This window comes from Mycobacterium basiliense (assembly GCF_900292015.1).
In the GTDB taxonomy this organism is placed as follows: Bacteria; Actinomycetota; Actinomycetes; order Mycobacteriales; family Mycobacteriaceae; genus Mycobacterium; species Mycobacterium basiliense.
In genome coordinates, this window is record NZ_LR130759.1 from 1,500,522 (window position 1) to 1,516,983 (window position 16,462).

Sequence of the window (16,462 nt, forward strand, 5' to 3'; positions counted from 1 at the left end):
ATCGTCTGCCTGATTTCCAAACGGTAAACAGTACAAATTCGCGACGACACGCCAGTCTATGCCGCGAGGAGTTGTACCGCGGTCCCTTAGCTTGACGAGCAATACGTGAGAGGGGCTCATGGCGGTGAGTCGAACCGAACTCGACGACATGTCGCGTCGGGCATTTCTGGCAAAAGCCATCGCGGCCAGCACCGGGGCGATGATGTCCATCGCCGGCCCGGTTATAGAAAAGGCTTATGGCGCTGGTCCGTGCTCTGGTCATTTGACCGATATCGAGCACATCGTGTTGTTTCTGCAGGAGAACCGGTCGTTCGACCACTATTTTGGCACCCTCTCCGGCACCGATGGGTACAACACCGCGTCGCCGTTGTTCCAGCAAAAGGGCTGGAACCCGAAGACACAGGCACTCGATCCGGCGGGCATTACCTCGCCCTACCGCTTCGATACCACCCGTTTCGTGCTTGATGGCGAGTGTCTTAGCGACCCCGACCACTCGTGGAAGGCGATGCACGATTCCTGGAACGGCGGCGCCAACGACAACTGGCTGCCCGCACAGGTCGGCCACAGTCCGGTGCCGGGCTTCGCCAACGTCCCGGTGACCATGGGTTACTACACACGCAAAGACATCCCGATTCACTACCTGTTGGCCGACACGTTCACGGTGTGCGATCGGTACTATTCCTCGGTTTTGGGCCCCACCCTGCCGAACCGGTTGTACTGGCTAAGTGCCAACCTCGGTGCCGACGGTACTCAGGGTGGGCCGCAGCTGACTAGCCCCGCTACCGAACCGCTTGGCCAGTTCAGCTGGACCACCATGCCGGAGAACCTCAGCGCCGCCGGCGTCAGCTGGAAGCTGTACCGCAGCAAATCGCTTGGCGCCGTCGGCAGCAACTACTTCAACTACACCTACGACCGCATAATGATGTATTTCAGGCAGGCGCAGGACCCGCGTTCGGACTTGGCCCGTTTTGGCATCGCTCCGACCTATCCGTTGGACTTCGCCGCGGACGTCAAAGCCAATAGACTGCCCCAGGTTTCGTGGGTCGTGCCCAATACCCCCGAGTCCGAGCATCCCGCATTTCCGCCGGCCATCGGAGCCATCGGCATCGTCAATCTGCTCAGAATCCTGCTTTCCAACCCGGCGGTATGGGAAAAGACCGCGCTGATCGTCGCCTATGACGAAAACGGTGGCTTTTTCGACCATGTCGTTCCGCCCACCCCCCCGGCGGGGACGCCGGGTGAATATCTCACGGTGCCGGATATCAACGCCGTTTCGGGGTCCAGCGGCATACGCGGGCCGATCGGACTGGGCTTTCGTGTCCCGTGTTTCATCATTTCGCCCTACAGCCGGGGCCCGCTGATGGTCCATGACGTGTTCGACCATACCTCGCAGCTGAAGCTGGTCAGCAAGCGATTTGGAGTGCCCGTGCCCAACCTCACCGCCTGGCGCGACGGAACGGTTGGCGATATGACCTCGACCTTCAATTTCGCCGTCCCACCCAACTCATCGCGACCGAATTTGAGCCACCCCCTGCTCGAGGCCCTGCCGAAACTGCCGCAATGCGTGCCCAACGTGTGGTTGGGCACGGTAGGGTTGAACCCGAATCCTTTCACGGGGTCACCGCAGGGAATCCCCTATCGGGTGCCCTTCCCGCAGATCATGCCCTCCCAGGAAACCGGGCCTGCTCGCGGAATTCCGAGTGGCGCCTGTTGACCCGGCCGCTAGAGCGCGGGTGTGCGGAGCAGGCTCAGCACCGTCCGCCCCAGCACGATCGGGTCGATGGGATGAGGCACCGCGGCCTCGGCTCGTGACCAACTGGCGAGCCAGGCGTCGTCGGGGCGCCCGGTGAGCACCACGATCGGCGGGCAGCTGGTCAGTTCGTCCTTCAGTTGCTTGGCGATACCCATGCCCCCGGTGGGTGTTGCCTCCCCGTCGAGAATGGCCAAGTCGATGCCGCCTTCGTCCATCCGCCGCACCACCATGGGACCGGTGGCCACTTCGACGTAGGTCAATTGGGGCAAATCCGGATGCAGCCGTTTACCCAATGCTCGCATCACCTGTTCGCGGGTCTGGACGTTGTCGCTGTAGACGAGGATCCGCAGGTCCTGGCTGGAGTCGGGCACGGTCCAGATGGTACTGGTCCCGGGCCGTCAAGCGGCGGGTGGCACCACGGCCACCTCATCGCGGGACTCCGTGGTTTCCTGCCGGATCAGCCGGCCCGGGCCGGCGCGAAGACTAGTTCGGCGGACGCGGTGGCCGTCGCCGCCATCACACCGAATTTGTTCCAATCCAGACCAAACTGGGCTCGGTCGATGTCGGCCTGGCCCGATATCCGCACCGAGCCGTCGCCGAACTCGCTGATCGTGACCGGCAGTGGCACCGGGTCGGCGATGCCTTTGATAGTGAAGCTGGCGCGCAGGTCGGCGTTTTTGCCCTTGGTCGGGTGCAGCGTGGTGACCACCACCCGGATCTGGGGGAAATGCTCGACGTCGAAAAAGTCGGCCGAGCGCAGGTGCTTGTCGCGGCGGCCGATCCCGGTCTGCAGGGAGGCGGCCTCGATTTCCAGGTGTCCGGAGACCGCGCCGTCGCTAGCCAGCTCGCCGTAGCCGCTGAACTGGGTGAACTCGCCCTTGACGGTTAGCAAGCCCCACATGTTCTTGATCTTGAAGGTGACGGTCGATTGTTCTGGAACGAGGTGCCACGCTCCTTGCGCGTCGGGATCGCTTAGCAATGCTTCCAGGGTCGTCATCGTGGCTCCTCAATAGTTTTCCAGCTCCTCATGGCTATCGAGCTCGGTCGGGCTCATCCAGCAGGGGCGCGAGTTCGGCGGGGTCGAAGTACTCGTCGATGCGGTTGATCAGACCATCCATGTCCAGCTTGATCACGATGCACACCCGCACGGCGATCGACTGGCCGGCTTGGCCGGCCGCATGTAGCACATGCTGCTGGACAAAGCCCCTGTCGAATACCTGACGGTCCAGGATGCGGTAGCGACGTTCGGTGGTTGCCGCGACGAACCACTCGATCACCCGCAGTGCGCGATCCTTGTCGTTGTCCCGGTGGGCGCCGACACGCCACACCGCAATGTTGGCGCTCCACATTCGATTGACCGTGGCCAGGTCGCTGTTTTCGATGGCAGTGAACAGTCGATCGGCCACCTCGACGATGGACTCGGCGGGATAAGAGGGCATAGGCCCGGCTCCTATTCGCTGTCGTATCCGGGGTGGGCGACCGCCAACCGATCTCGTACCAGTGTGCGCAGGCAGGCAACCACCTCGGCGGCGCGGCCGTCCAGGTGCCCAGCCCGGATAGCGGCGGCCAGGCGGGCCTCGTCGGCGAAGCCCAGGCTGTTCACCGCCGCGCGGACGTCGGAATCACCGGGGCAGAGCAGTTCACGCTGCACGATGCGCAACGCGTTGGCGGCCACCCTGGCATGGAAATTGACCTGCCCGGTGGTTGTCGCCCGGACATCGCCCTCCAGGAACTCGGCAACGGCAGCGACGAGTTCGGCCGCGGTCGGACGGCCGTAGCGGGCGGTCATTATCTGGCTCCTTCGAGTAGGTCCAGCAGGTCCCATTCGTTCTCGCAGACCCGGCGGCCGATCGTGGCCAACTCCACCGATCTGGCCTGCCCGCTCAAATGTCGCTCCGCCTGGTATCGGCAGATGACGCCCCAACGTAGTGTGGCCAGCACCAGCCACCAGCGAAAGGCGGCTCGGTCGACGGCGGTCCCGCTGGCATCCTCATAGGTCCGCAGGAAATCTTCGATGCCGCCCAGGCCGCCGGCCGCGTGGCTGGCCGGAGCGCCAAACCGCCAGGCGCGCACGCAGAACCAGGCCAGGTCCTCGTATCCCGCACCGACATGCACCAGCTCCCAATCCAAAACGGCGGCAAGCCCGGATCCGTCGACGATGAGATTTCCCATCCGGTAGTCGCCGTGCACCAGAACCGCCGCCGGCTCGGCCGGCCGATGGGCGGCCAGCCAGCGGAAAGCCCATTCGAAGGTGGCGGTGGTGTCACCCATGGCGTCGAGTCGCTCGCGCCACTGTGCCACCGGGTCTTCGCGGGCCAAGCCGGCATCGGCCGAGTCGGCTCGGTGGATGGCGGCCAGCGCCTGCGCGCACTGGCGCAGCAGGCGCCGCCGGCCCGCTTCGTCGAGCTGGCGCTGGATGCGCCGGACAATGGTCTCGCCTTCGATCGCGTCGCAGACCAGGAACGGGTTGCCAAGTGCTGCAGCGGAATCGCTGGCGATCAGGATGCGGGGCACGGGCGCACCGGCAGCCGCGGCGGCGGCCTGGACGCGTGCCTCGAGTTCCATTCCGGCGTGTACATCGTCTGGTGGCCCGGTGCGCAGAATGAGCGACCTGCGTCCGCGGTCGGTGCTGGCGTCGAATGCCCAGGTGGTCCTGCTGGCTCCGCCGGTAAGCGTGCGCAGGTTGTCGACGGTCACCTCGGCGCCCAGGACCGGGCGCAACACGGCGGTCAAATTGTCGAGCAGTTGGGTCATTTCTTGCCAAACTTGAATAGCCGCTGGGCAACCCGGCGAATCTGTATTTCTTCGGCGCCCTCGGTGATCCGGTAGCGACGGTGATGGCGATAGATGTGCTCGAACGGTTCGTGACGGCTGTAACCGACACCGCCAAACACTTGCATGGCCCGGTCGGCTGCTTCGCACACCAGTCGATTGGCGCGGTAGTTGGCCATCGACACCTTGTCGGAAACCTCCATATGGTGGTTTCGGTCCAAATGCCAGGCGGCGTAGTACACCAGTAGCCGCACCATCTGCGCCTCGGTCTGCAGTTCGACAAGGGGCCACTGGACGGCCTGGTTCACCGACAGCGGCTTGCCGAACACCGTGCGGTCGCCCGCGTAGGCCACGGCCCGGTCAATGCAGTATTGGGCGGCACCCAGACTACTGGCCGCCTGGCGAATCCTGTTCTCGTGCAAGAAGGTCTGCCCGACCTCAAGGCCCCGGTCCACTTCGCCAAGCACCGCGCCGTCGGGGACTCGGACGTCATTGAGCTCCACCTCGCCGTGGTCGGTGGGCATGTTCAGCGTCCACCAGTAGTACGGCACGGTGAAGCCGGGGGCATCGGTCGGCACCAGAAACGCGGTGATGCCTCGAGCCTGGCCGGGTTCACCCGAGGTTCGAGCGAACACCAGATCGTGGGTGGCGCGGTGCACACCGGTGTTGAACCGCTTGGCGCCGTTGATAATCCAACTGTCACCGGTTCGTTCGGCGTGGGTCTGCATCCAGGTGGCATCCGACCCGTGCCGTGGCTCGGTCAGTCCGAACGCCATCGACCGTTCTCCAGTGATGAGCGCCTCGGTCCATTCCTTTTTTTGCGCCTCGGTGCCGAACCGGTCCATCATGATGACCTGCGGAAAGTTGCCGACGATCGAGGATTCGTTCTGCAGATCGTTATGCAGGCCGAGTCCCTTGTGCGCCAGGTGTTCGCGGATGACGGCCATATCGAGGTTGGTCCCGTCGCGGCCGCCGAACTGAGCGGGCAGCCCGTAGCGTAGCCAACCCGCTTTGTCGGCACGCCTTCGCATCTCACCCAGCAGGTCTTCCCATTCCCGGCGGGGAATACCGTCGTTGTCCCAGTCGGTGCGGGCGTGCTCCCGACGATGGTCGAAATAGTGAATGTGTTCGTGTTCCAGCGGCTTGATCTCGGCCTCGATGAACGCGTCCATCTCGGCGAGCAGTCCTGGCAGGTGTTCTGGCAAAGTGAAATCCACGGAAATCTCCTTAGCGGTCTCCCTACGCGCCGTACAAGGTCTTTTTCCAGACCGTTGACAGGGTCCTGATGGCATCCTCGTCGGTGACATCCATTCCCAGCCCGGACGGACCCACAAAGACGGTCGTAAAGTTCTCGAACAACAGCGCGATGGCCGCTGCGGTGTGGTCCGGGTTGAGTTCGGTTCCGAAGCCCTGGCCCTGCGCGTGGCGAACCGAGGCGGCGACGATTTCCATGCCGAAGCGCCGGAATTGGTTCTGGACGGCGGCGAAGCGCTGCTGGGTGGCCGCGAGCTGGGCAACCGCGATCATGATGCCGATGTTTTGTTTGAAGATATTCCAGTAGCCGGTGACCACCGAGGTGAAAAACGCGTCGTCGTCCGGAGATTCCGGCAGCTGCAGGCTCAGCCCGGACGGCGCCACTACGTCGTGCAAGAACGACTGTGCCAGCGCGGCCAACAGGTCTTCCTTGTCGGTGAAGTACCGATAAAACACCGCCGATGACTTTCCGGCGGCGGAGGTGATGTCGGCCAGGGTGGTCCCGTGGAAGCCGCGCTCGGCGAACAGCTTCCGCGCGGCTTGCTCGATGGCCTGCCGAGTCTGGCGGCCTTTGGAACTGAGTTCTCGTGCGGCTTCCGGAGCGGGCATCAGATTCGGATCCGGTCTCCTGCGCGTAGCAAAGCGCCCGGCAGATCATGGCCGACAATCGCTTTCGCAACCTCGGCGGCTGCGATGGCGGCGGGCAAGTCGACATCGACATGGTAGCCGCTGTCGGTAAGCAGATACACCAGATCCTCGGTGGCGATGTTGCCGGTGGCGCCCGGGGCGAAGGGGCAGCCGCCGAGCCCGCCGACCGAGGCGTCCAGTCGGGTAACACCGGAGCGCACGGCCGCATACGCGCTGGCCAGCCCCGCGCCACGGGTGTTGTGAAAGTGTCCACCCAGCCTAATGTCACCGATCACCGGACTGAGCTGTGCGACGAGGGAACTGACGCGGCCCGGGGTTGCGGTGCCGATGGTGTCGGCAATCGAGAAGCGGTGCGCACCCTGCTCCCGGGCGGCGGCAGCGATCTCAACGACTCGCTGCGGCGGGGTTGGCCCGTCGAACGGACAATCCCACGCGGTGGCCACGATGACCTCGACGGTGACATCGCTGTCGTGGGCGATGGCGAGGATCTCACCGATCTGACGGGTGGCCTCCGCGGTGGTACGCCCGACATTGGCCATGCTGAATGAATCGCTGGCCGATACCACATATTCGATGGCGCGCAGCCCCGCGGCGACCGCTCGTCGGGCGCCGTTGGGACTGGCCACCAACGCGGAGAATTCGATGTCCGGGTAGTTATCCAGTTCCGCGGCAAGCTCGGCGGCGTCGGCCATCGACGGCACCTTCGACGGCGACACGAATGCGGTTGCCTCGACCTCGAGAACTCCGGTGGCGGCCACCGCGGTCAGCAATTCCAGCTTGGCGGACAGCGGGATTGGGCGCTCGATCTGCAGGCCGTCGCGCAACGCTACCTCGCGGATGTCGACATGATTGGTCACAGCACCTTCTCGGCCCGCAATGCTTCGAGTTCCTCGGCGGCCTTGCCCAGCAGCCCGAGATACACATCGTCGTTGTGTTGTCCCGGGCGTGCCGGACCGGCGTTGCGGATGCTGCCCGGGGATTCTGACAGCACCGGCACGATTCCCGGCCCCAGTACCGGCCGCTCGAATCGTTCGTCGAAGTGTTCGACCAGCATGCGGCGCGCACGCAGTTGTGGATCGTCGACTACCTCTGCCACCGTGTTGATCGGCCCGGCTATCACGCCTGCGGCAGAAAGCGTTTCGATAATCTCGCTAGGCTTGCGTTGGGCGGCCCAGTCGCCGATGATCTTGTCGAGTTCATCTTGGTTGCGACCGCGAGCACCGTGGTTGGCGAAGCGGTCGTCGGTGGCCAATTCCGGGCATCCCATCGCGTGGCACAGGCGGGCAAACACAGTGTCCTGGTTGGCCGCGATCACCACCCACGATCCGTCGGCGCTGCGGTAGATGTTGGACGGCGCGATGCCCTCCAGCCTGGTGCCTGACGGCCCACGCACTATCCCGCCCACGTCATAGTCCGGAATGGTGGACTCCTGGACTGCCAAACAGGATTCGGTCAATGCGACATCGACCACCTGACCCTTGCCGGTGATGCTGCGGCGGTACAGCGCGGCCAGCGCACCCTGGGCGCCGAACATGCCCGCCAAGCTGTCACCCAAAGACAGCGCCAGCCGAGGTGGGGGTCCACCGGGGAAACCGTTGAGGTGACGCAGTCCGCTGGCCGCCTCGGCCACCGACGCGTAACCGGCCTTGTGGGCATCGGGTCCGGTCTGCCCGTAACCCGATACCCGAACCAGGATGATCCCGGAATTGCGGTCGGCCAGCACCTCATAACCCAGGTTCCACTTCTCCAGCGTTCCCGGGCGGAAGTTCTCCACCACGATGTCAGATTTCTCGACCAGCTCCAGGAACAACTCCCGGCCCCGCGGCCGGCGCAGGTCGAGTGTGATGGCGCGCTTGTTGCGCGCATGCACCGTCCAGAACACATGCTGCCCGTCCAGTTCGGCCTGCCCCCAGGTGCGCAATGGGTCCGGGGCTCCGGGCGGCTCCACCTTGATTACGTCGGCGCCCATGTCGCCGAGCAGCCGGCCCGCGAACGGCCCGGCGATCAGGGTGCCGAGCTCGAGCACCCGGATACCGTCCAGCGGCCCGGTCCCGCTCACCCGGCGCTCGCGAAGTCATGGCGGATCAGCCAGTCGGTGACAATCTCGACGGCCTGACCCAGCTTGTCGCGTTGGTCGGGGCCCGCGTAATAGTGAGTAGCACCAGGTATTTCGTACATCTCCTTATCGGCGTGTCCGATGGCATCGAAGAGTCGTCGGGCATGGCTGGGTGTGCAGGCGTCATCGGCCAGATTACCGATCACCAGCGCAGGAACAGCGAGGTCCTGCCCGCACGCCACGCCGTCGCCACGGGCGTCGTCGTAACTCCATTGCGACAACCAGCTGCGCAGCGTGCAGAACCGGGCCAACCCGACCGGGCTCATGTTCACCACGCGCGGATCACCCAGATAGCAGGTGCCCGGCGTGCGTTCGTTGGGGTCCACGCTCGGATCCAGCCAGCGTGGGTCGGCCATGGTGCCGTGTACGACGAAACAGAACTCATCCTGTGGGCGTCCCGCGCCCTGCAACTCGGCGAGCTTGTCTTTCACCCATGCGGTGATACGCCGGTTGCGGTCGATCTGCGCCTGCCGGTATCGGGTCAGGAACTGCGCGCTGTAGCGCGGTTGGTGTGCGACCGGGCGGCATCGGCGATCCACGCCCCGAACCGGTCCGCACCTGGGGATTTCGCTCCGACGCGGGCCGATGGCGGTAGCTGTCCTCTGAAACCATTCCACGGAGCTACATTTCGCCCCCAGGTCAACGCCGCCGAGCCGCGGCTACGGCGGCGGCGTGCGGTGTGCAACCAACCCCGCAGCGCCCGGAACTTCGACGGCGCGCCCGCAAACTGCTGCGGCAGACGAAAATGCTCGTTTACGAAGTCAATGCGCACTTCTGAGAGCGGCGCTCGGACATTATCGCAGCGACATTCGAGCCAAAACGCCAACCTGATTCGGCGGAATCGACTAACGTTCCCGCCATCCACTTATAGGTTGCGGTCATTACTCGGTGCGGTTGAACGGGGTGGGTTAGGTGAACTTTGCGGTCCTGTCGCCAGAGGCGAATTCGGCTCGAATTCTTAGCGGTCCGGGACCGGGGCCGCTTCTGGCCGCGGCAGCGGCCTGGGATGGCATCGGAGATGAGTTGTCCTCGGCGGCCAACGCGTTCTCGTCGCTGACGTCGGAGCTCACCGGGGTGGCGTGGCAGGGCCCGTCGGCGTTGGCGATGGCCAATGTTGCCGCCTCGTATGTGGGGTGGCTGGGATCCGCGGCGTCCGGCGCGGCCGCGACCGCGCGTCAAGCCGCGACGTCGGCCGCAGTGTTCGAGGCCGCGCGCACGGCCACGGTTCCGCTGGAAATGGTGGCGGCGAACCGGTCTGCGTTGATGTCGATGGTGGCGTCCAACATCTTTGGGCTCAACGCGCCGGCGATCGCGGCGATCGAGGCGCAGTACGAGCAGATGTGGGCACAGAATGTGGGCGCCATGTTTGGCTACCACGCCGGCGTCTCGGAGGCACTCTCGCAGCTCGCGCCATGGCAGGAAATGTTGTCGAGCGTGCCGCGGCAGGTGGCCGGGGCCCTGGAACGGACGTCGGCGGCCGCCGCGGCGGCGATCAGCCCCACCGCCGTGACAGCGGCGGATGCGGCGTTACCGGCGGCGGCAACCGACGTCACGTTGGTGATAGGTGGCAGCGGCTACCCGATACCTTCGCAAAGTTACGTCGAAAATGTCGTGAACAATTTCGTCACTCCCAATTTCCCCGCCTTTACTGTAAGCAACGCGATCTCCCTGTTTACCCCTGCCGAGTCGTATTGGATTACCGGTATTAAAACCATGACCGAGGACGCGTCGTGGGCGGAAGGCCTGACCATCCTGGACACCGCGATCAAGGAGCAATTGGCCGCCGGAAACAACGTTGTCGTTCAGGGCTACTCCCAGGGCGCTGGGATTGCATCGCTAGAAATGGAAAACCTCAAGGCGGCGGGTGTGTCGCCTAGCTCGGTAAGCTTTTCGTTGGTCGGTAATGCCATGAACCCCAACGGCGGCTTGTACGAGCGCTTCGCGGGTTTGGTTTCACCAAGTCTCGGCAAAACGTTTTGGGGCGCGACCCCGGATAATTACTATCCGACGGCGATGTACACCCTCGAATACGACGGTTTCGCCGACTTTCCCCAATACCCGCTCAATTTCGTGTCCGACCTCAACGCCATTATGGGCATCTACTACGTGCACACCCAGTATCCGACTCTCACCGCCGCGCAAGTCGCCACGGCTATCACCTTGCCGACGGAGGGATCAACGATGACCGACTACTACTTGATTCCGACCGAAAATCTGCCGCTGCTGGAGCCGTTGCGTGGGGTGCCGTTCATCGGGAACACCCTGGCGGACCTGGTCCAACCGAACCTGAAGGTGATCGTGAACCTGGGCTACGGCGACCCCAACTATGGCTATTCGACCGGACCGGCCAATGTGCCGACCCCGTTTGGTTTGTTCCCCGATGTCGACCCGGGCACGGTATTCGACGCGTTGGTTGCCGGCACTCAACAAGGCATTAACGATGCCGCCGCCGATATCAGTGCGTGGCAATTGCCGTCGGTGCCCGACATTTCGCTGTCGAGCATCTCGGACGCGCTTGGCTCAGATCCGTTGTCGGCACTTGGCGACGTGACCTTGCCGACGCTGTCGGTGTCATCGATCGAAAACGCCATTAAGGCGATCCAGACTGCGACAACCGACATCGCCAAAACCATCTCATTCGATGCCAGTACGGCGTACGCAACCTTGCTACCCACCGCAGATGTCGTGAACGCGATGGTCACGACCCTCCCCGCCTACGATCTCAAGCTATTCCTGGACGGGATTCTGCAGGTGCTCAATGGTGATCCCGCCGGCTTCATTTATGCACTCGGCGCCCCGGTCGCCGCCAATGTGGCGCTGCTCACACTGCTGGCCGGCTTTAACCTTTATGCCTACTTGTATGCCTTCAACCAGATTGTGCCCGGCGTCATTTGAGCCGCTCGAGGTCGCGCCTAGTCCCGGACCCGCAAAACCACCTTGCCCCGGGCGGAGCGATTCTCCAGCGATGCCACCGCGGCCGCCGCCCGCTGCAGCGGGTAGACCGCCGGTTTGGGTGGCGGTAGCTTGCCCGAACTCAGCAGCTCATTGAGGGCGGCCCATTGCTCGGCCAGCGCGCCCGGATGAGTTCCGGCCCAGGCACCCCAGCCGACGCCCACCACGTCAATGTTGTTCAGCAGCAGCCGGTTTACCTTGACCGTTGGTATCTCACCACCGGTGAAGCCAATGACCAGCAGTCGTCCGCCGGGGGCCAGTGAGCGCAGCGAATCGGTGAAGCGGTCACCGCCGACCGGGTCCACGACCACGTCAACGCCCCGACCGTTGGTGAGCTCCTTGACCGCGTCCTTGAAACCGTCGGCCAAGATCACGTCGGTGGCACCGGCGGCCGTCGCGATCGTGCCTTTGTCCTCGGTGCTCACCACCGCAATCGTGCGAGCGGCCCCGAGCACGGGCGCCAGCCGCAGCGCCGACGTTCCGATCCCACCGGCCGCGCCGTGCACCAGCACCGTCTCGCCGCGCTGTAGTCGGCCGCGGACGTTCAGGGCGAAATACACCGTAAGGTCGTTGAACAGCAATCCGGCCCCGGCTTCGAAGCTGACGTTGTCGGGCAGCTTGAATACCCGATCGGGGGAGAGCACCGCGACCTCGGCCATGCCGCCGGAAAGCATGGTCAGGCCAACAACTCGGTCGCCGGCGCCCACGTGACAACCATCCGGTGCGGACCGAACCACCCCGGCGATCTCGGCTCCGAGGACGAAGGGGAGCTGCGGTCTGTACTGATAGAGGCCGCGGGTGAGTAGCGCATCGGGGAAGGCCACGCCGGCAGCGTGCACTTCGACGACCACCCCGTCGCCGGTGGGTTCGTCGATCTCGGCCACCTCTACCGCGTCCGGACCATCGAGCCGAGTCACCCTTATCGCGCGCATGCCACCTCCAATGCCGACGGTTGTCAAAGTCGCGCCTCAATCTAGAACGCGCCGGCCACCCGCACTACAGCCCGGCCGGTGAATTCCCCTGCGCGCAGCTGATCGAGCACACCGACCACGTCTTTGATATCGACGTCGGTGGTGACTTCGGCCAGGTGAGGTGGTCGCAGCGCATCGCCGAGACGTGCCCACAGGTCTCGGCGGCGGTCGATAGGCATGAGCACCGAGTCCATCCCCAGCAACGCAACGCCGCGCAGGATGAACGGCATCACCGTGGTGTGTAGCGCGGCGCCACCAGTGAGGCCGCTGGCGGCCACGGCACCGCCGTAGTTGACGGCGCTGAGTAAGTCGGCCAGCGTCGCGCCGCCGACGCAGTCCACCCCCGCGGCCCAGCGTGATGCGGCCAATGGTCGCGCTTGCGCATCGGGATCCGCCGGCAAACGACCGATGACCTCGGTGGCCCCTAACGATTTCAGCAGCTCGGCCGCCTGGGGTTTTCCGGTCGAGGCCACCACCTGGTAGCCGGCGGCTGCCAACAGGTCGACGCCGATCGAGCCGACGCCGCCGGATGCGCCAGTGACGACGACGGGTCCGGCGTCTGCAGCAATACCCCAGTCGACCAGCGCCTGAACGCTCATCGCCGCGGTGAAGCCGGCCGTCCCGATCGCCGCGCCCTCGTGCGGGCTCAAGGTGCCCAGGGCGACCACCTGTTCGGCCGGCAGCCGGGCGTACTCGGCGTAGCCGCCGTGGTGGCCGGTGCCGATCTGGTAGCCGTGGGCCAGGACCTTGTCGCCGACGGCGAATTCCGGTGACTGGGATTCGACGACTTCGCCGGTCAGATCGATGCCGGGCACGACCGGGTATTTACGCACCACACCGCTTCCGGGCGTCAACGCCAACGCATCCTTGAAGTTGATGCTCGAGAAGAGCACACGGATCGTCACGTCGCCCGGTGGCAGGTCTGACGATGTCAGCGTCCGGATCGACGCGGTGATCTGATCCCCCTTCTGGTGCGCGACCAGCGCGTGAAACGTGTCCATAGCGTCTTACGCTAACCTCACCGCGCGCGGCCGAACGCAGTCGCATGGCAAAGCGTGCTCGCCGAGCGTGCAGTTATTGCGCGCAAATCGGGGCTGGCGCGTGGCCCCGGGCGTTCGCGGTTCGGACGTCCGCGCCGATGCGGGGTAGGGTCTGCCGTCCGGCGGCGAATCGCTTTCCGGCCGGCGCGAGTGCGAACCGCCAGTCGGGGCCGTCCTCCGACACCGTGGCAGCGGCTAGGACTACCCGAGGATTTTCTCGCAGTTATACGACTGAAATTGGCGGACGGGCATCGATCCCGCTACTTGAGTTCGGCCGAGGACAGACCAAGTAGTCGACGTGCGACCACCAACTGCTGGATCTGTTGGGTGCCCTCGAAGATATCCAAAATCTTGGAATCGCGACCCCACTTCTCCAGCAGGGTCTGCTCGGAATAGCCTGTGGTGCCTGCCAATTCGACAACCTTGAGGGTGACATCGCTGGCCATCCGGCCGGCCTTGGCCTTGCTCATCGACGCTTCTTTGGAGTTGGGGATGTTGTTGTCGGCCTGCCATGCCGCGCGCAGCGATAGCAGGTAGCTGGCCTCCCAGTCGGCTTCCATCCGCAGAAACTCGGCCGCGGCGGCGCTTTGCGCGTGTGCGGGTCTGTCATAGTCGATCTCGACGCCGGCGTCGGCCAGGATCTTGCGGATTTCCTCCAGGGCCGCGCGGCCGATGCCGACGGCCATGGCAGCAACGATCGGACGGGTGTTGTCAAAGGTTTCCATGACCCCGGAAAAGCCTTTGCCTTCTTCGATTTCCGGGTTGCCCAACAAGTTGTCTTTGGGAATGCGTGCGTTGTCGAAGCGGATCACCGCGGTATCAGAACCCTTGATGCCGAGCTTGTACTCAAGCCGTTCGACGATGACGCCGGGATGCTCGCGCGGCACGACGAACGACTTGATGGCCGCACGCCCCTTGGATTTGTCCAGCGTGGCCCACACCACGATGTGGGTAGCGCGTGAACCCGCGGTGACGAAGATCTTCTCGCCGTTGATCACATACTCGTCGCCGTCGAGGGTCGCGGTGGTCGACACGGCCGCCGAGTCCGACCCGAAACCCGGTTCGGTGATCGCCATGGCCGCCCATACCTTGCCGAGGCGTTCCAGCTGTTCATCGGTGGCGACCGCGGAGATGGCGGCATTGCCCAGTCCCTGATAGGGAATGGTCAGCATCATCGCGACATCGGCCCAGCTGGCCTCCAGCGTTTGCAGCAGGGCGGCCATGTTGGCACCGTTGTGGTTGTCCTTGATCTCCTCGGCGTCGCGGAGCGCATCGGCCCCGGCGAAGCTGTAGGACTCAGATGCCGCCTCGAACAGCGTGATCAGGGTGTCGAGCTCGACCGGGTAGGCGTGCTCTTTCAGGTCGTACTTGCGGGCGATTGGCCGAACCAACTCGGCGACGCCCTGATGGGTCTTGGTGAGGACTGCCTGCAGTTTGTGCGGTAGTTCCAGATTGATTGCCATGATTGATCTTTCGCTAGGGAAACCTGGGGGATGAGCTAGATGACAACCACGCCCTCGGCGACGCCGATGGCCCGCAGGTCGCGGTACCAGCGTTCAACCGGGTGCTCTTTGGTGAAACCGTGGCCGCCTAGCAGCTGGACGCCGTCCAGGCCGATTTGCATGCCCTTGTCCGAACCGAGCCGTTTGGCCAGCGCGGCTTCGCGGGTGAACGGCAGGCCCTGTTCGGCGCGGGATGCGCCGCGCCAGGTGATCAGCCGCAGCCCGTCCAGCTCGATGGCGATATTGGCGCACATGAACGCCACGGCTTGCCGACGGGCGATCGGCTCGCCAAAGGCTTGGCGTTCCTTGACATATGGGACGACGTAGTCAAGGACCGCGTGCGAGGTGCCGACGGCCAACGCGGCCCATCCCAGCCGAGCCAGGGCGATGGCCTCCGAGTAGTCGGCGTCGGTGGCTTGGTCTTCGCCCAGCCGGGCGCTCAACGGGACCGCTACCCCGGACAGTTCGACCTGGCCCAACGCCGCGGCACGAATGCCCATACTCGGGTCCGCCTTGACGGTGAGTCCTTTGCTCGAGGACTCGACAATGAACAGCGCCGGCTTGCCGTCCAGCTGCGCGCCGACGATGAACAGTTCGGCATCGGCCGCCGCGGGCACCAGTGACTTCACGCCGTCGAGCCGGTAGCCCGATGGTGTGCGCACCGCAGTGGTCTTCAGTCGGGTCGGGTCGAACAGAGGCTGGGGTTCGGCGATGGCAACGCAGGCCTGGGGGACATGCTCGCCGGCGAACTCGTTGAGGTAGGTCGCCTGCTGACCCGCGCTGCCCCAGTAGGTTAGCGCGGATGCCGCCCCGCCTGGAGCCAGGATCGGCAGTGCCAGGCCCATGTCTCCGTACGCCAGTGCCTCGGCCACCAGCACGTTGGTCACGCTGGAGCGATGTTCGGCGATGCCGTCGAACTGCTCGGGAATGTTGATGGCGGTGATGCCCAGTTCCGCAGCCTTGGCAATGAGATCGGGCGGGTAGGTCACCGCTTCGTCGGCGTCGTGAGCGGCGGGACGCAGTATCTCAGCGGCAAATTCATCGACGGTGTCGACGATCATCTTCTGATCGTCGTCGGGCGTTAGGTCGAAGTAGTCGCGGCCGCTGGACTTGAGTCGGGCCGGGGCGCCGCGCAGGCTTTGCACCCGCTTGAACTGACGGGTGGTGGCGCCGGCGGTGGAGAACATGGTCTTCACCCCGTAGCGCAGGGTCCGGTTCAGCGGATCGCGCAGGTTGTATTTGTCGAGGAATTCCTGGCCGACGATCGGGGTCAGGAACGCGATAGCGAAGTCGATCCCGGTTCGCTTGTGCGGCTGCATTCCGATTGCGGTCTGGCGACCGCGTCGCGGGTTGCGCGCGCGGGATCGCTTGGCGGTAGCAGCAGGAAGGGTGTCGGTCATGTGCAGGCCTCTGTCGTTGGGGCGGTGCGACAACCGTATCTTACTCCGGAGTAA

15 protein-coding genes and 1 pseudogene are annotated in these 16,462 nt (G+C 64.6%); 2 read left to right on the forward strand and 14 right to left on the reverse strand.

All coding sequences use genetic code 11. The features are described 5' to 3' along the window. Nucleotides 1-118 precede the first annotated feature (118 nt). Nucleotides 119-1,714 carry a phospholipase C gene (locus tag MB901379_RS06365; RefSeq protein ID WP_197717869.1) on the forward strand — a complete coding sequence of 532 codons (1,596 nt, stop codon included), beginning with the start codon at nt 119-121 and terminating at the stop codon, nt 1,712-1,714. 8 nt (nt 1,715-1,722) lie between these two features. On the opposite strand, the gene MB901379_RS06370 is transcribed toward MB901379_RS06365, so the two are convergent. From MB901379_RS06370 to MB901379_RS06415, 10 genes and pseudogenes are all read right to left on the reverse strand, one after another. Beyond that, nucleotides 1,723-2,124 carry an Rv3143 family two-component system response regulator gene (locus MB901379_RS06370; RefSeq protein ID WP_158015851.1) on the reverse strand — a complete coding sequence of 134 codons (402 nt, stop codon included), beginning with the start codon at nt 2,122-2,124 and terminating at the stop codon, nt 1,723-1,725. An 86-nt stretch (nt 2,125-2,210) separates the two neighbouring features. Next, nucleotides 2,211-2,750, reverse strand: a complete 540-nt coding sequence (locus MB901379_RS06375) for a YceI family protein (RefSeq protein ID WP_158015852.1) — start codon at nt 2,748-2,750, stop codon at nt 2,211-2,213. Between the two features lie 34 nt (nt 2,751-2,784). Beyond that, complete coding sequence (locus MB901379_RS06380) at nt 2,785-3,192, reverse strand: nuclear transport factor 2 family protein (protein ID WP_158015853.1); 408 nt, start codon at nt 3,190-3,192, stop codon at nt 2,785-2,787. A gap of 11 nt (nt 3,193-3,203) precedes the next feature. Beyond that, on the reverse strand, nt 3,204-3,542 hold the full coding sequence (locus tag MB901379_RS06385; RefSeq protein ID WP_162334337.1) for a DUF6285 domain-containing protein: 339 nt from the start codon (nt 3,540-3,542) through the stop codon (nt 3,204-3,206). Further along, nucleotides 3,542-4,507, reverse strand: coding sequence for a phosphotransferase family protein (locus MB901379_RS06390; RefSeq protein WP_158015854.1), 966 nt, complete (start codon nt 4,505-4,507; stop codon nt 3,542-3,544). Before MB901379_RS06390 ends, MB901379_RS06385 begins: the two co-directional genes overlap by 1 nt. Further along, on the reverse strand, nt 4,504-5,742 hold the full coding sequence (locus MB901379_RS06395) for an acyl-CoA dehydrogenase family protein (protein WP_158015855.1): 1,239 nt from the start codon (nt 5,740-5,742) through the stop codon (nt 4,504-4,506). The genes MB901379_RS06390 and MB901379_RS06395 overlap by 4 nt, the downstream gene beginning before the upstream one ends. Before the next feature lie 22 nt (nt 5,743-5,764). Beyond that, entirely contained in the window at nt 5,765-6,388 is a 624-nt protein-coding gene (locus tag MB901379_RS06400; RefSeq protein ID WP_158015856.1) for a TetR/AcrR family transcriptional regulator, read from the reverse strand. Then, nucleotides 6,388-7,284 carry a hydroxymethylglutaryl-CoA lyase gene (locus MB901379_RS06405; RefSeq protein WP_158015857.1) on the reverse strand — a complete coding sequence of 299 codons (897 nt, stop codon included), beginning with the start codon at nt 7,282-7,284 and terminating at the stop codon, nt 6,388-6,390. The genes MB901379_RS06400 and MB901379_RS06405 overlap by 1 nt, the downstream gene beginning before the upstream one ends. Next, nucleotides 7,281-8,486 carry a CaiB/BaiF CoA transferase family protein gene (locus MB901379_RS06410; RefSeq protein WP_158015858.1) on the reverse strand — a complete coding sequence of 402 codons (1,206 nt, stop codon included), beginning with the start codon at nt 8,484-8,486 and terminating at the stop codon, nt 7,281-7,283. The genes MB901379_RS06405 and MB901379_RS06410 overlap by 4 nt, the downstream gene beginning before the upstream one ends. Next, a pseudogene (locus MB901379_RS06415) lies at nt 8,483-9,055 on the reverse strand (alpha/beta hydrolase family protein); the annotation flags it as partial. The gene MB901379_RS06410 and the pseudogene MB901379_RS06415, both read right to left, overlap by 4 nt. A gap of 400 nt (nt 9,056-9,455) precedes the next feature. Between MB901379_RS06415 and MB901379_RS06420 the strand changes: the two are divergent. Next, nucleotides 9,456-11,438, forward strand: coding sequence for a PPE family protein (locus MB901379_RS06420; RefSeq protein ID WP_158015859.1), 1,983 nt, complete (start codon nt 9,456-9,458; stop codon nt 11,436-11,438). Nucleotides 11,439-11,455: 17 nt separating this feature from the next. Here the strand turns inward: MB901379_RS06420 and MB901379_RS06425 are convergent, their stop codons facing one another. The 4 genes from MB901379_RS06425 to MB901379_RS06440 form a co-directional block, all read right to left on the reverse strand. After that, nucleotides 11,456-12,427: an NADPH:quinone oxidoreductase family protein gene (locus tag MB901379_RS06425; protein ID WP_158015860.1), complete on the reverse strand. Its 972-nt coding sequence runs from the start codon at nt 12,425-12,427 to the stop codon at nt 11,456-11,458. Between the two features lie 41 nt (nt 12,428-12,468). Then, nucleotides 12,469-13,467: an acrylyl-CoA reductase family protein gene (locus MB901379_RS06430; RefSeq protein WP_158015861.1), complete on the reverse strand. Its 999-nt coding sequence runs from the start codon at nt 13,465-13,467 to the stop codon at nt 12,469-12,471. Nucleotides 13,468-13,766: 299 nt separating this feature from the next. Beyond that, nucleotides 13,767-14,969 carry an acyl-CoA dehydrogenase family protein gene (locus tag MB901379_RS06435; RefSeq protein WP_158015862.1) on the reverse strand — a complete coding sequence of 401 codons (1,203 nt, stop codon included), beginning with the start codon at nt 14,967-14,969 and terminating at the stop codon, nt 13,767-13,769. Nucleotides 14,970-15,004: 35 nt separating this feature from the next. After that, nucleotides 15,005-16,408: an acyl-CoA dehydrogenase family protein gene (locus MB901379_RS06440; protein ID WP_158015863.1), complete on the reverse strand. Its 1,404-nt coding sequence runs from the start codon at nt 16,406-16,408 to the stop codon at nt 15,005-15,007. Between the last annotated feature and the right edge of the window lie 54 nt (nt 16,409-16,462).